Annotated in this window: 16 protein-coding genes; 6 read left to right on the forward strand and 10 right to left on the reverse strand. The window is 46.0% G+C overall.

Going from position 1 to position 13,523, the window contains the following annotated elements:
- Positions 1-90: 90 nt before the first annotated feature.
- Together CPIN_RS13080 and CPIN_RS13085 are read right to left on the reverse strand one after the other, a co-directional pair.
- Positions 91-429, reverse strand: coding sequence for a hypothetical protein (locus CPIN_RS13080; RefSeq protein ID WP_012790278.1), 339 nt, complete (start codon positions 427-429; stop codon positions 91-93).
- Positions 430-513: 84 nt separating this feature from the next.
- A complete protein-coding gene (locus tag CPIN_RS13085; RefSeq protein WP_012790279.1) occupies positions 514-1,410 on the reverse strand; it encodes a DUF4349 domain-containing protein in 897 nt (298 codons plus the stop codon).
- A gap of 110 nt (positions 1,411-1,520) precedes the next feature.
- Here CPIN_RS13085 and CPIN_RS13090 point away from each other — a divergent pair, with 110 nt between their 5' ends.
- Entirely contained in the window at positions 1,521-1,802 is a 282-nt protein-coding gene (locus CPIN_RS13090; RefSeq protein WP_012790280.1) for a hypothetical protein, read from the forward strand.
- On the opposite strand, the gene CPIN_RS13095 is transcribed toward CPIN_RS13090, so the two are convergent.
- A complete protein-coding gene (locus CPIN_RS13095; RefSeq protein WP_012790281.1) occupies positions 1,803-2,030 on the reverse strand; it encodes a hypothetical protein in 228 nt (75 codons plus the stop codon).
- 67 nt (positions 2,031-2,097) lie between these two features.
- Between CPIN_RS13095 and CPIN_RS13100 the strand changes: the two genes are divergently transcribed.
- Positions 2,098-3,180: a metallophosphoesterase gene (locus CPIN_RS13100; RefSeq protein WP_012790282.1), complete on the forward strand. Its 1,083-nt coding sequence runs from the start codon at positions 2,098-2,100 to the stop codon at positions 3,178-3,180.
- Between the two features lie 97 nt (positions 3,181-3,277).
- On the opposite strand, the gene CPIN_RS13105 is transcribed toward CPIN_RS13100, so the two are convergent.
- The 3 genes from CPIN_RS13105 to CPIN_RS13115 form a co-directional block, all read right to left on the reverse strand.
- Positions 3,278-4,261 (reverse strand): aldo/keto reductase, encoded by a 984-nt coding sequence (locus CPIN_RS13105; protein ID WP_012790283.1) that lies wholly within the window; start codon positions 4,259-4,261, stop codon positions 3,278-3,280.
- A 60-nt stretch (positions 4,262-4,321) separates the two neighbouring features.
- Entirely contained in the window at positions 4,322-6,469 is a 2,148-nt protein-coding gene (locus tag CPIN_RS13110; protein ID WP_012790284.1) for an outer membrane beta-barrel protein, read from the reverse strand.
- Positions 6,470-6,596: 127 nt separating this feature from the next.
- Positions 6,597-6,944, reverse strand: a complete 348-nt coding sequence (locus CPIN_RS13115) for a hypothetical protein (protein WP_012790285.1) — start codon at positions 6,942-6,944, stop codon at positions 6,597-6,599.
- Between the two features lie 100 nt (positions 6,945-7,044).
- Here CPIN_RS13115 and CPIN_RS13120 point away from each other — a divergent pair, with 100 nt between their 5' ends.
- Positions 7,045-7,602, forward strand: a complete 558-nt coding sequence (locus CPIN_RS13120; protein WP_012790286.1) for an RNA polymerase sigma factor — start codon at positions 7,045-7,047, stop codon at positions 7,600-7,602.
- A complete protein-coding gene (locus CPIN_RS13125) occupies positions 7,599-8,018 on the forward strand; it encodes a hypothetical protein (RefSeq protein WP_012790287.1) in 420 nt (139 codons plus the stop codon). Before CPIN_RS13120 ends, CPIN_RS13125 begins: the two co-directional genes overlap by 4 nt.
- Here the strand turns inward: CPIN_RS13125 and CPIN_RS13130 are convergent.
- A complete protein-coding gene (locus CPIN_RS13130) occupies positions 8,009-8,851 on the reverse strand; it encodes a hypothetical protein (RefSeq protein ID WP_012790288.1) in 843 nt (280 codons plus the stop codon). The genes CPIN_RS13125 and CPIN_RS13130 overlap by 10 nt on opposite strands.
- 122 nt (positions 8,852-8,973) lie before the next feature.
- A complete protein-coding gene (locus CPIN_RS13135; protein WP_012790289.1) occupies positions 8,974-9,699 on the reverse strand; it encodes a DUF4197 domain-containing protein in 726 nt (241 codons plus the stop codon).
- A 294-nt stretch (positions 9,700-9,993) separates the two neighbouring features.
- Between CPIN_RS13135 and CPIN_RS13140 the strand changes: the two genes are divergently transcribed.
- Positions 9,994-10,836 carry a DUF1266 domain-containing protein gene (locus CPIN_RS13140; RefSeq protein ID WP_012790290.1) on the forward strand — a complete coding sequence of 281 codons (843 nt, stop codon included), beginning with the start codon at positions 9,994-9,996 and terminating at the stop codon, positions 10,834-10,836.
- A gap of 96 nt (positions 10,837-10,932) precedes the next feature.
- Here the strand turns inward: CPIN_RS13140 and CPIN_RS13145 are convergent, their stop codons facing one another.
- Together CPIN_RS13145 and CPIN_RS13150 are read right to left on the reverse strand one after the other, a co-directional pair.
- Positions 10,933-11,298, reverse strand: coding sequence for a winged helix-turn-helix transcriptional regulator (locus CPIN_RS13145; RefSeq protein ID WP_012790291.1), 366 nt, complete (start codon positions 11,296-11,298; stop codon positions 10,933-10,935).
- A gap of 131 nt (positions 11,299-11,429) precedes the next feature.
- The gene (locus tag CPIN_RS13150; RefSeq protein ID WP_012790292.1) at positions 11,430-12,440 is read right to left on the reverse strand and encodes a zinc-dependent alcohol dehydrogenase family protein; all 1,011 of its coding nucleotides are present in this window, start codon (positions 12,438-12,440) and stop codon (positions 11,430-11,432) included.
- A 129-nt stretch (positions 12,441-12,569) separates the two neighbouring features.
- Here CPIN_RS13150 and CPIN_RS13155 point away from each other — a divergent pair, with 129 nt between their 5' ends.
- Positions 12,570-13,427, forward strand: coding sequence for a helix-turn-helix domain-containing protein (locus CPIN_RS13155; RefSeq protein WP_012790293.1), 858 nt, complete (start codon positions 12,570-12,572; stop codon positions 13,425-13,427).
- The last annotated feature ends 96 nt before the right edge of the window (positions 13,428-13,523 follow it).

Below are 13,523 nucleotides of genomic sequence, written 5' to 3' on the forward strand. Positions count from 1 at the left end.
TATGTGCATATGTATAGAGACGGATGAAATCAATAACAGGGTTTAGCTATAGATATAAGGTCAGGATACAGGTAATACCTTTATTATCTATTATAGCCGGGTTTCCAGAGAAATCATGCCTCCGCTACTCAGTGGCTGGTCGCCACTTTGGGTCCGAAATCCGGCTGATAACATGTCCTCTGTTGTCAATGCCTCTGTTGCAAGAAGATAGGCAGTCTGGCTTCCTGCTGCTTTCAGTGCATGTGCAGGAAATGTTATGATTGTTCCACCTGGAAGTGCTAATGTGGTATCTCTTTCTGTGTTGATGTCCAATAGCACAAAAGGAAGATTGGAAGTGTTGAGAAAGGATAGGACATCTGAAGACTGGCCACAGCTGATGGAAAGGCATAGCAATGCCAGGCCGCAACAGGTACGGAATAACTTGTTCATAAAAGAAATTTACAGTGATGTAATGTATGATGGGAGCTCAGTGATGAATATAACAATAGTTATACGCTCCGGGCAAGTGGAAGACTACTGTGGACTTAATTTTTTGCGTAATGTTTTACGATAGATAAATAACCCCAACGCCAGCAGGATAAGATAAGGCCAGCAGCTGACAAGGAATATAAATAAGGCGCCAAAGCTTTCAAAACCAGAACGTACAGCCAATAGGAATTCTGTACCAAACTGCGCACGGGTCACTCTTTCAGGGTTCACAATAATCTGTTCATCGGCCTGCTGTGGCTGAAATAACTGTACCGTAAATGTGGCATAATGTACATCATCCAGGATAGCAAGATTCTGAATCCTTCTGTCTGTTTCTGTTTCATACTTCTGATCCTTATATTGCGCTACATCGAGCGTCGTACCTTTCGCAGCAGGTTTTACAACAGCAGGTGCAGGCTTGTTGTTTTTCATCGCGTTAGAAAGGTAATTCAACGTTTTATCTTCATCTTTTAATGTGCGATAATCAATGAAGGTAGCCATACCGGTGAGCGTATGTACAACAGAGTCCAGACTGGCGGCAGGCACGCGTAAAGTGAGATTGGCCGTAGGCGTAAAAAGTTCAATACGCTTCAGAGAATCAGCGGAATACGCAATGTCTCTGATTACGACTGATTCATTCTGCATCACGCTTTCTGAGACCATTCCATCAACACTTCGCACCGCATGTTCCAGTGTGGATACGGCATTGAATACACTACTTACGCGACAGCGTACATCCGCAGTCCTGATGCGTTTTCGGGATGGAGAATTGACCGAACTAATGTCGTTGGTAAAACCCGTGGAATCAGCGGCCTGCGCCACTTCGTTCATTGATATAGCCGCGGAATCAGCAGCCTCGCTATAACTGTGATGATTCGAACCGGAAGAGCATGCAGCTGTCAGCAGCACCACTGGCGCCATGTAATATAGGGGGACACGCATAAGAAAGTTGTTTACATTTTATACCAGTAAACCGCAAAAGGTAACCCCTTAAAGAAATGTTAAAGAATTGGAACCTTTTTTGTGAATCAGAAAAGGGGTAAATTAATTTTATGATAAGAGTATACTTTAATCCTGATTATACATTAGGTTTTCCGCTGACAGGCGAAGACGTGAAAATTGAGAACCTGCAACATATCGCAGATGTGGATGCCACCGATCTGCGCGAGGCATTTGAAATATGCCAGAATGAAGACCTCCCATGGGTGAGCAGGGAAGAGGTTACACCGGATCCACTTGTGGCAGATGGTACCCGCTCTGTAGCGCCAGGGGATGTACTGGAACTTGATGGAGAATGGTTCCTGGTCGGACCCGCCGACTTCCAGCGTATATAACTACATCGTGGCTAACTCAATCAGTTCACCGATCTCCTTCGCGCGGGGAGTCGCCTGTTCTCCTTCATACCAGTTTTCATTACCTGCCACATCTGTCCTCACAGCAATATCCAGGTGCCCCTCTTCTCCGGGCATATAGACCAGGAACGAACGGTTGCCCTTACTTTCATCAATATCCACCTGGATGTCTTCCGCATGATAGTTGATATAAATTGTTTTCCGTTTCATACATTTACATTTTAATTATCTTCCTGAAATATTATGCCAGAACATCAGCAACCTTAGCTTTTCAGATATGAAGAAACTATTGCGTAACCTCATTATACGTCTGTCCCGGCGCTTCTCTTCCAATCCCGATAAGAAGCTTATATTCGAATCACTTTCCCAGCTATATAAACAGATAGAGGAGGGGAAAAAGGACAAAGGACTTGTCCTGACTTACGACTATCAACAGGCCTCTATCATTGTATTTTCAGATCAGCATAAAGGTGGACGAGACGGCTCTGACGACTTCATGCTCGCCGAGACTTCTTACCTCACCGCATTGCGTTATTACTATGAAAAAGGCTTCACACTGATCAATCTGGGTGATTGTGAAGAACTCTGGGAAAATAAACCCTCTGTCGTTCTGGAAAAGAATAGAACCGCTTTGCTGGAAGAAGCACTGTTCCTGCAGCAACAACGCTACTACCGCATCTTTGGTAATCACGATCTGGAATGGAATTACCAGATCCCCCGGGACCAGTTCCTCAAACCAATATTTGGAAAAGAACTGAAGGTATACGAAGGCCTGGTACTGAAGATGAAGTATAAAAATGCCGATGAAACCATCTTCCTGGCGCATGGTCACCAGGGCGATAAAAGAGCCGATGGTAACGCTTTCAGTAAATGGTTTGTAGCAGCCATATGGACGCCTATACAACGCTGGCTCAACATCAGACTCGATACGGTGTCAGATAGCTTTGACCTCGTAGATAAACACAACATCATCATGTATGAATGGAGCCAACAGTATAGAAAAACATTGCTGATCTCCGGTCATACGCATAAACCGGTGTTTGCCTCTATGGACCACATAGACCGCCTTACCAAGGCATTGGAGAAAGCGCTGGCCGCCGGTGACCAGGAGCGGGCAAAGGCTTTACAGGAATCCCTGGAAAAACGCAGAGCAGAATATGCAGGAAAGGAGTTTGTCAAAACAATGGTCAGCCCCAGTTACTTTAATACCGGCTGCTGTTGTTTCAGTGATGGAGATATCACCGGTATAGAAATCACAGAAGGTGTAATACGCCTGGTGAAATGGGACCAGGAAGGAAAGAACGTCAATCGTATCGTACTGGAAGAAGCACAACTGGATTATCTGTTTGATCAGCTGTAAAAGCAAAAGAGACTGGTTTACGCCAGTCTCTTTTTACTATATCTTAATAACTAAACGATACTCCCATTACGAACACGTAATTCCTAATTCCTAATTTTTAACTTCTGTCTACCAGCTGTTGCTGTGCAGCTCCATACCTTTCGCCGGTATCCGGATACTTCGCCAGTAAAGCATCAATCTCCTTTTTATCTGCATCAGATAAGCTGATATCCACCGCCGCCGCATTCTCTTCCAGGTATTTCCTGCGTTTAGTACCTGGAATAGGTATCAGGTTTTCATCCTGATTCAACACCCACGCCAAAGCCAGTTGCGCTGCCGTACAGTTTTTAGCTGCCGCCAGTTCTGCGAATGCAGCTGCCAGTTGCTGATTATTATCGGCATGTGCCGCCTGATAACGGGGAAGCGACTTCCTGAAATCATTATCCTTCAGTGCGCCCAGATCCAGGGTATTGGTCACAAGACCACGTGCCAGCGGACTAAAAGGCACAAAACTGATCTTAAGTTCATTGCACAACGGAATAATCTCCTTTTCCACATCTCTTGTCAGCAGAGAGTATTCACTCTGCAAAGCCGAAATAGGATGTACCGCATGGGCCTTGCGAATAGAATTCACGCCTGCCTCTGACAATCCCAGATAACGTACTTTTCCTTCTTTTACCAGTTCTGCCATCGCACCCACAGTCTCCTCTATTGGTATCTTGGGGTCTACGCGATGCACATAGTAAAGATCAATCACATCTGTCTGTAATCTTTTCAGACTATCCGTAACCGCCTTGCGCATATATGCCGGTGAGCCATCAAACCCGCCGGGTTGTCCATCCGTGAAAGTAAATCCGAACTTGGTAGCAAGGAATATTTTAGAACGGTTTGGCTTCAACACTTTTGCCACCAGTTCCTCATTTTTACCATTAGCGTAAATATCGGCCGTATCCCAGAATGTAACGCCGAGCGCTATAGCATGTTCCAATGTAGCGATGGATTCAGCATCATTGGCTTCTCCATAAGCATGGTTCATGCCCATGCATCCCAATCCGATAGCGGAGAGAGAGACATCTGTGTTTCCTAATTTCCTGTATTTCATGAGATCATCGTTTGTATATGGGTCATTCAATATTGTATACTAATATACAAAGAACCCCGCTTAATTACCGTCGTCGTTCCTGATACCGCGCCTATTCTTTTGGATAGCTTGCTTCAGTCTGCCGAAATTGTAGTTGATACTCACATTGACCGTCCGGAAATATTCCTGTGTGTTGTTGTATTGCGTAAATAGTTTATCTGAGAGCGCTGTACGGTTCTGTCTGTATGCCTGAAATGGATTGCTGATACCAGCAGAACAGGTCAGTTTATCTTTTATCAGATCTTTACTGCCTCCGATGGTAATAGCAGTAACAGCATTATTGGTCGCCTGTAAGGACGCCTGGTTACGTCCGGTTATATTTAACGACGTATTCAGTTTCCAGCCTTTATTCAGGCGTACAGATGCATTTCCGTTGATAGCATAATTCCATCTGTGCAGCGCAATAGGGGCAGCGTTGCTCGCGCCATCCAATGAAAGATAAACCGCATTGCCGTTAATACCCAGGTTCAGCCATTTGGTAACCGGATAGTTGATGGTATAGTCAAATCCTAAACCACTACCCCTGACATTATTTTCGATGCTTGTAGTGGTAATATTCCGGGCGGTATCATAGGAGGTAATCTCCATAAACATATTGTTGAGGAACGCATAGCTGACAGCCGCATTAAAAGATAGGTTCCCTGACCAGCTATATCCCAGTTGAACGTTCGTAGTCAGCGTCGGACGTAATGCCGGATTCCCGGATGATTCCTGCGAGGGATTGGAGCGGTCTTTAAATGGATTAAGCTTGTAGATATTAGGTCGTTTCAGGCGTCGGGAAATGCCCAGGTTCAGCGAACTGTTATTACCCAACTTTCTGTTGATGACTACCGATGGAATCAGGTTAAGAAATTGCTTGTGCAGTCTCACAGAATCACTTTGCCAGCTGGCTTCCATAAAGGTCTGTTCCGCACGTAAACCCGCCTTCAGGTCCCAGTGTTTTGAAGAGAAAGTATACGCATTATATACACTGAATACGCGTTGCTGTCCGTCAAACCCGTTTGAGACAGGATCAGCTGACAGGTAGGCATTGAGATAATCACTATAATTGCTACGCCATATACCCTTTACGCCTGCTTCCATACTGAAGTACCGAAAGGTACGAACATAATCTGCCTGTAACGTATGCTCCCTGAATTGCTCATCATTGTCTTGCAGGTAACCGGAAATATCATAGTTGATTGTAGCTGTAAATTGCTGTTCATACGCCTGCTTTCTGCCATTGGTGGCATAACGGTAAGAAAAGGTAATCAGGTTGTTTTTATGTTCAGGAGAAGTGATCTGATAATTGATCCCGGCATCCATCCCATTGCCATGATTGTTATTGCTGCTGTGCATGGCATATTGCTGGTTAACATTGCCACCGCTGATCATACGGGAAAGCAGCTGATCTTCTCCTGCTCCGCCGTAAGCATTGAAATTGAATTGTGCAGTCAACAGATGCAGGGTGTCTACCGCATAACTTAGCTCTGTGCCGAAATACCCATTGCTACGATGGTTATGCCGGTCGCCTTCCTGTAACAGCGTAATGGGTACCTTGGCATAAGCCGTTCGCTGCATATCATTGCGCGCATGTGGACGACGATCATACCCTGCTCCGCCATAAACAGAGATGCCCAGATTCCCCTCTTTCATAGCGAATGAACCACCTGCACCCGGTCCATTGGCCGGAAAGCGCTCACTGATGTTAATCGTTCCGTTATACCCATCTGCTTTACGCCTGATAGTAACAATGTTGATGATCCCTGTTAATCCTTCTCCGTCATACTTCGACGGTGGTGTGGTAATCACCTCTATGTGCTGTATCGTAGAAGCAGGAATTGTTCGCAGTACCATAGCGGGATCTCTTTCAAACATACCTGACTCCTTCCCATTAATCAGCACCTTATAACTACTGTTCCCCTTTAGTAATAGATTACCGGAAGCATCCACAGACAGAAAAGGCACCTTTCGCATGATCTCCAGCAGATTACTGCCTTTGCTGTCGGGATCTGCCTGGAGGTCGTATATGAGGCGGTCTACCTCCTGTCGGATTAGTGGTTTTTGTCCGGTGACAGTCACCGTTTTAAGTCCCCGGCTGCGGAGGGTGTCTGCTGTCTGGGCCTGACTTGTCAGACTGACATGCAGTAAGGGAATACTACAGGCAAGGTATAATAACAGTTTATACATAACGGTCTTTTTAGGCATGGCAATGCCCGTTCAAAGCGGTAATGCTTTTAGAACCCGGGGTATTGCGTATGAAAAATTGGAATTGTATGGTGGGAGTGGGCAGTAGGTTGGTCTGAAACGAAAGGGCTTACTTATTATTCCTGCTGATCAGGAAATAATATACCAGGAAGCCGGTAGCAATAAATACGGTTTCAACACCATAAGGAAGCGGAGAGCTTTCTACGTTGAATGGTATGAACTCCAGTACAATTAGTCCCAGTCCTGCGAAAAACAGGATAATTCCCCACTTCAGCATATCGCTGCTGCTTTTTGGAATGCTTGGAAGCAGTTTAAGGGCGTTGTCGTCTATCGGTCCTGCATCCAGCAACCGTCTTTTAAGCCTGTAATTCAGGAAAGAAACGATCAGGGATGCCGTAATAGCAAAAACGCTGATGATCATGATAAAGCTGCCAAGTGTTTCGATGATATTGAACATATACGATTGTTTTTTTCAGTAGACAGACGTATTTCCAAAAATGTTGCAAAATGAGCAGATTTTTTGCAACATTTAGTAATAAACCGTTGTCTACTCTGACATGATTGATGAAAAGGAACTAATTCCCCGCATCTTACATGGAGATATGAAAGCTTTTGAGGTATTGGTAACGCAATATCAGGGGCTGGTATTCCATGTGGTGAACAGGATCATCAATACGCAGGAAGACAAGGAAGATATCTGTCAGGAGGTATTTATCAAGGTGCACCAGCACCTGCGGCGCTTTGAGTATAAGTCCCGCCTGTCTACCTGGATTGCCCGTATCGCCTATCTGACGGCTATTAACTACAGTAAAAAGTATAGTAGTGGTCGTACGGTATCTCACCCGGAGGATATTGAAAATTATAGCTTTACGGATGAACATCCTGGCGGCCTGCTGGATAAAAAGGACGTGACGGCCTATGTTAACCGCCTGATCGCCCAGATGCCTGAACAATACAGAACGGTATTGACGTTATATCATCTGAATGAGTTTTCTTACCAGGAGATAGAAGAAATAACCGGTATGCCGGAAGGAACCGTGAAAAGTTATCTTTTCCGTGGACGTAAATTGCTGAAGGATAAATTAGGTGTTTATCTTAAAAATGAGGTATCATGAAAGAGATAGATGAAAAGAAATTACAGGAGATGCTGGAACAGGGGTTAAGCCTTCCTGATGCAGCATTATCTGCCGGAGAGGAGCAGGAGCTGGAACACTACACCGCCTTATGGGAGGTGCTGGAGCAGCCGGTCGTACCGGACCTGTCTATTCGTTTTGCGGCGAATGTAAGCGCCAGGATCCGCTTGGAAAAAGGCAGAAAAACAGAGGTCCGCTTTAACTTGCTGATAGCGGCCGTCTGCCTGTTACTGGGTGGAGGGGCGGTGTCCGCCCTGGTGTTTTTTAGCGGCAACAGTCCTGTCATGCAGTTATTATCGCACTATGGACCTATCCTGCCTGTCGGACTGGCACTGATATTACTCATTCAATACCTGGACCAGAAACTCGTAAAAGAGAAAGTCCGCTCTTACAGCTGAATATGAATATGGTCGTCATGCCGTACCGCATAGCAACCATGAAAACGGATCTTATCACTTTCCAGCTGCAGGCGTGTCTGCAGATGTGGCTCAATAAATATCTTATGGATAGCAGGATGGTAGATGATAACAGTCATTAATGCCCGCATCCGCAGGCTGTCAAACATATATCGCTGCTTGTTTCCCTGCGGGGCGATCTGCTGCAGGACATTATACCAGCGATAGCCCTGTTCCCGACAACTTTCAGCCGTATTGATTTCTCCCGGGCGTGGCGTCTCGCACACTCCGTAACCAATCACAGAAGGCGCATTATCTGAAGGGGCGCCGCTTGCTTTATCGATATAAAGGAAAGCCAGGTCCAGTTTTTTCCCGTCATTATGACTCAGATGCGGCAGCATGGGAAAGCTGTTAAAGAAAGGAAATCCACCATCCAGGTAATTGACCGCTGTTCCGGGATGGAAACGGTTCATTTTCAAAGCAATATCCAGGGCGGCATGTCTCATGACCGGTCTTACATAATGCCTGTTCAACAGACAGGTGGTCAGTCGCAAAGGCTGTAAACCATCCTTACGGAAGACAGGCAACGGCACCCTGCCAAAAGGTTTGGCCAGCACGGGGATAATAAGCAGGGTACTGAACAGGTAGATCAGCAGGAACGCGCCGATTTTAGCCAGTGGCTGCAGCATGGGCCTGGTCACTTTCTGCATGATCAGGGGATGTGTACGCCTGGAAATCAGATAGATAACGCCTCCCAGCTGTGTCAGCATGGTCAGGACAATGAATACAAGGACGTGTGTCACTATCCGGGCAATGCCAAGGGATTTTCGAATCATAAGCGTATAAGGAGCCGGTAGCGGCAGGGACTAGGGATAAAGGGTGTAAAATAATAAAAAAAGAAGATCCCGTACGCCTTATAAGCTGTACGGGATCTTCTTTTTTATCCTAAGCAGGAAATTTATTTCTGTTGTGCCTGTGCACTGCCAAACACTGTTTTCAGCAGATCAGTCACACGGGCAGCCGGGTCCTGTCTGATTTTCTGCTCTTCTAGAGCTACTTCTGAGAAGATACCGGCAACTGCTTTTTCAGTAACATAAGCAGTAAGGTCAGTATTTACAGGGGTAGAAGAGAATTTGTTGTATACAGAGAAAACGTCTGACCAATATTTAGTAGCATCCACCTTTTTCAGCGCTTCACTGATCGCCGGGCGGAAAGCCGCTGTCAGGGATGCAGTGGTTTTGTCTTTGAAATAGTTGGTTGCCGCATTATTACCACCTTTCAGGATGCCTAAAGCATCAGTGATAGTCATTTGTTTGATCGCATTTACGAAAATAGGCGCAGCTGATTTTGCAGCTTCTTCAGCCCCTTTATTCATGGACTGGATCGCTTTATCCACAATGCTGCCCATACCCATGCTGCGTAAGGTGCTTTCTACCTTCTGCGCTTCCGGCGGCATCAGGATTTTAAGGGCGGCATTCGCAAAAAAGCCGTTGGGAGAGGAGAGTTTGTTAGCGCTGTTCTGTGTCCCGATGGTCAGTGCTTCTTTCAGACCAGCTGCTATCTGCGTAGTGCTGAGTTGTCCGTAGGATGGCAGGTTATTGAGTATCTGCTGGGAGGTTTCACAACCAGTGCTGGTTAATAGAAGTGTGGCAGCAATAATACATGCAAAAAAGCCTTTTTTCATAATAGATTGTATTACATTCTTAAATGTTGGTGCGCAAAGATAATCCTCTTCTTATTCATTGCGTTCATGTTTTCTGTTAACTATTGTTATCATTCCCCTGTTCCGGACAACGAAGTGACAAATATTCCCTTTAAAAATGCGATATTGCATAGCATATGAAAAACATCCCTTGCTGAAAGGGAGACAACACTATTCAGACACATCGTCACTATTACAGGTCAGGAGAGAAAACAGCTTTTAGTAACAATGGAAAGTCCCGCACCGATACCAGGGACACCATATAACAGATTCCACATGAAAACGTTTATTATCATCGGAGTAGTAGCCGCAGTCTACATCGTATTCGTTATCATAAAATTAATGAAGCTCAACAGCCGGGCAAAGGAAATCGCTGCCAAAGCGATGAAAGAACGCGAGCAGCAAAGAGATAAAGCTGTTGAGGATGAACCTCTGATCAGCGAGGACGGCGTACTGTCCCTGCATGACCGCCAGTATATCGCCTGTGGCGCCAATCTGATCTACCTCCGGGGAGAAAGACTGGATACACTCGAAACCGATACCGAACAGGATGAAATCAGGCATATGCTCAGAAGAGACTGGCATATCAATACCCGGGATAAGTTATTAAGCACGATCGACGGACTGGCCACAAGAGGGCATCGGGTCTATTTTAAGCCCATCTGGCAGATATTGACTACCCTGCCGGTACGTGAACGTCCGGAAGCGCTGGATAAATTACAGCAGGACTTTGCGGCTAAAGGCGATGATGTGCCGATAGAACAATATGCCGCCAATATTTCTGAATGCTATAAACACCTCCGCGAAATATCCGATTGCTTCGAAGGCAAGAAATGTAAACTGGATGCCCTCACCTGGGACCTGGGTCGCGCTATCAACCTCTGTCGCTGGGGTTATGATGCCGGCTTCCTCTCAAGAGAAGAATCCATGCGCTATATCCGTAAATTCGGAAAGGAGTTGTTACATAATTATACCAGCTGGGCCAACCTCGGGGAAAACTATCTCATAGGGTTCGCCATGTGGACCGGAGACATCGAGCAGCTGGATGAACTCCATGGCGGACATTGTGACCTGCTTTCAGAAGATAGCAGTCCATGGGTATTACTGGAAAGCAAATAGTTTTCATCGCATCTGATATAGAAAAGCGGACTTTGATCAAAGTCCGCTTTTCTTTTATAGCGCTGTTTTACTCGATCTTAGCTGTCTTGATAGCAGCTATTCCTGCGGAATATGCCGCTTCAATATCGCCGATCGCAGGCGTTCTTCATGCGCATCTCCCCACTGCCCTAAAGCACTGATCACCGGTATCAGTGTCAGACCAAATTCCGTTAGACTATACTCCACCTTCGGCGGCGCCTGTGGATACACCACTTTCGTCACCAGTTCTGCTGCTTCCAGTTCGTTTAACTGTACATTCAATACACGCCGGGAAGCATCAGGTATCTTGCGCTGTAATTCACTCGGACGTTGAAAACCCTCATGGATAAACCATAACAGACGGATCTTCCATTTACCATACAACACTTCTCCGATGAGATCAAGGCCGCAGTTCAGATTGATGGGAATTTTCTTTTCGTACATAAGGTAAATTTACTCCCATTGGTCGAATATGGCAATACGGATAAATTTGTCCCTATGAGAATCCCTGATCCGTACTTGTCTGCCGTTACCAGATGACTCAATTTTATAAAGTGCCGCCTTTTCTATGTTACTTAGGTATTGATCACCAGCTTTCCTCTTGCACTGCCACTTTCAATGGCCTCATACGCTAGGTTTGTATCTTCCAGTGACAGACTCCTGCTATCCAGTAATGGCTTCAATTGTCCGTTTGCCGCCAGTTTGCTGGCTTCTTTTAAGATATCGCCATGGTGCTGCATCCCTTTCCCGGTCAGCATGGGTAATAAGGTAAATACGCCGGAATAGGTGGCTCCCCTGAATGACAGCGGCGCCAGACTATGACTGCCCCAACCCAGTGCACTGACTACATGCCCGGTATAGGTGCGTACCGCTTCAAACGACTGACTCAGTGTTTCTCCTCCCACCGTATCAAAAACGATATCAAATCCTTCTCCATCGGTGTATTTGTCCACATATTCCTTTACGCTCATGTTTTTGTAGTCAATCGCTGTAGCGCCTAACTGTCCGATGACTGCTAAAGAATGACTGCTACCGGTGGCAAACACAGTCGCGCCAAAGGCACGTGCCAGCTGTATCGCTACATGGCCGATACCGCCTGCGCCGCCATGGATCAGTACACGTTGTCCTGCTTTTACCTGGGCACGGTCAACCAGCCCTTCCCAGGCGGTAATAAACACCAGTGGCAGGGCTGCGGCCTCCCGCATACTGATATTGGCTGCTTTAGGGGCAAGTAGTGCCGCATCTACTGCCGCATATTCTGCCAGGGTACCCTGACGTCCGCCAATACCGCCTGCCATACCATATACCTCGTCGCCTGGTTTAAAGTCTGTTACATCTGCTCCGATAGCCACCACAATACCTGCCAGGTCCAGTCCCAGTACAGCGGGTACCGCCTGTCTGGCATGTTTGCCTTCGCCTCTTTTGATCTTCGTATCCAGTGGGTTGACCCCGCTGGCGATGATTCTGACCAATACCTGTCCTTTCCCCGGAACAGGAACAGGTAGTGTTTTCACCTTAAACGCTTCTCCGTAGTTTTCCAGTACGAGCGCCTTCATATTGTCATTGATCTGTGTATCAGTAGACATTGTTTGAAATTTATCTGTTGATGATGTTGGCCATCTCCGATGACCTTTCTGTGAATTGCATAGCAAAGATGTACCTCTTCTGGGGTTTATTTGGGGTATAGGTTTGCTATAAAAGTGTACTTTTGTACTATGGTCAAGTCGCACTTATACGAACCCTTCGAAATTGCTGTTTCTGAACCTATGGATGAATGTCCGCGGCCTATCCATTCCCACAGCTTTTTCGAACTGATATATGTGGTATCCGGCACAGGTAAACACTTTGTGAATGAATCGGGGCTGGAATACGCGCCGGGTAACCTGTTCCTGATCGGTCCCGACGATACGCACCATTTCGATATACAGGAACAAACGACCCTGCTCTTTGTTCGGTTCAATGAATCCTATATTGGCTCCTCTAAAGTACAGGAGCGCTCCCGCCAGAGCATCGCCTATATACTAAAGAATGCCAATCACCAGCCAGGCTGCCTGTTGCGGTATGAAGGTGATCAGATAGTGGCAAAGTCCATTATGGAAGCGGTTATGAGAGAACATGAAGAGCGTAGTTTCTATCACCAGGAATTGCTGTTACAGTTTATTGATACCGTCCTGATGCTGATCGTACGCAATATCACGACCCTGCTGCCGGAAAAGGTAAATGAAAACACAGCCGAAAAAGCCCTGGAGATTTTACAGTATGTACAGACGAATATCGCCTCACCTGAGAAGATAAGGGCCAAAGCGATCAGCCGGCAATTTGGTATCTCCGAGCATTACCTGGGCCGCTATTTTAAGAAACAGACCAATGAAACCCTGCAGGAGTATATCATTCATTATAAATTACGGATGGTGAAAAGCAGATTGCTCCACAGTAATATGCGTATGAATGAAATTGCCGACGGACTTGGCTTTACAGATAAAAGTCACCTGAACAGGCTGTTTAAAAAGCATAATGGCGTCAGTCCTGCCCAATATCGGAAACAACAACAAATGCTGCTACCAAAGTCTTAACTTTGCACCATCTCCTTTATAAATTCCCTCCAACGACTTATTAGTTTACACTGCTGGTCTGGTGACGTTATGTCAACGATAGTACAGTAACTCATT

Origin of the sequence: Chitinophaga pinensis DSM 2588 (genome assembly GCF_000024005.1) — a bacterium.
Classification (GTDB): Bacteria; Bacteroidota; Bacteroidia; order Chitinophagales; family Chitinophagaceae; genus Chitinophaga; species Chitinophaga pinensis.

Coding starts and splice junctions, on each gene's coding strand:
- CPIN_RS13080 (WP_012790278.1), bottom strand. CDS start 429: ATGAACAAGTTATTCCGTACCTGTTGCGGCCTGGCATTGCTATGCCTT.
- CPIN_RS13085 (WP_012790279.1), bottom strand. CDS start 1,410: ATGCGTGTCCCCCTATATTACATGGCGCCAGTGGTGCTGCTGACAGCT.
- CPIN_RS13090 (WP_012790280.1), top strand. CDS start 1,521: ATGATAAGAGTATACTTTAATCCTGATTATACATTAGGTTTTCCGCTG.
- CPIN_RS13095 (WP_012790281.1), bottom strand. CDS start 2,030: ATGAAACGGAAAACAATTTATATCAACTATCATGCGGAAGACATCCAG.
- CPIN_RS13100 (WP_012790282.1), top strand. CDS start 2,098: ATGAAGAAACTATTGCGTAACCTCATTATACGTCTGTCCCGGCGCTTC.
- CPIN_RS13105 (WP_012790283.1), bottom strand. CDS start 4,261: ATGAAATACAGGAAATTAGGAAACACAGATGTCTCTCTCTCCGCTATC.
- CPIN_RS13110 (WP_012790284.1), bottom strand. CDS start 6,469: ATGTATAAACTGTTATTATACCTTGCCTGTAGTATTCCCTTACTGCAT.
- CPIN_RS13115 (WP_012790285.1), bottom strand. CDS start 6,944: ATGTTCAATATCATCGAAACACTTGGCAGCTTTATCATGATCATCAGC.
- CPIN_RS13120 (WP_012790286.1), top strand. CDS start 7,045: ATGATTGATGAAAAGGAACTAATTCCCCGCATCTTACATGGAGATATG.
- CPIN_RS13125 (WP_012790287.1), top strand. CDS start 7,599: ATGAAAGAGATAGATGAAAAGAAATTACAGGAGATGCTGGAACAGGGG.
- CPIN_RS13130 (WP_012790288.1), bottom strand. CDS start 8,851: ATGATTCGAAAATCCCTTGGCATTGCCCGGATAGTGACACACGTCCTT.
- CPIN_RS13135 (WP_012790289.1), bottom strand. CDS start 9,699: ATGAAAAAAGGCTTTTTTGCATGTATTATTGCTGCCACACTTCTATTA.
- CPIN_RS13140 (WP_012790290.1), top strand. CDS start 9,994: ATGAAAACGTTTATTATCATCGGAGTAGTAGCCGCAGTCTACATCGTA.
- CPIN_RS13145 (WP_012790291.1), bottom strand. CDS start 11,298: ATGTACGAAAAGAAAATTCCCATCAATCTGAACTGCGGCCTTGATCTC.
- CPIN_RS13150 (WP_012790292.1), bottom strand. CDS start 12,440: ATGTCTACTGATACACAGATCAATGACAATATGAAGGCGCTCGTACTG.
- CPIN_RS13155 (WP_012790293.1), top strand. CDS start 12,570: ATGGTCAAGTCGCACTTATACGAACCCTTCGAAATTGCTGTTTCTGAA.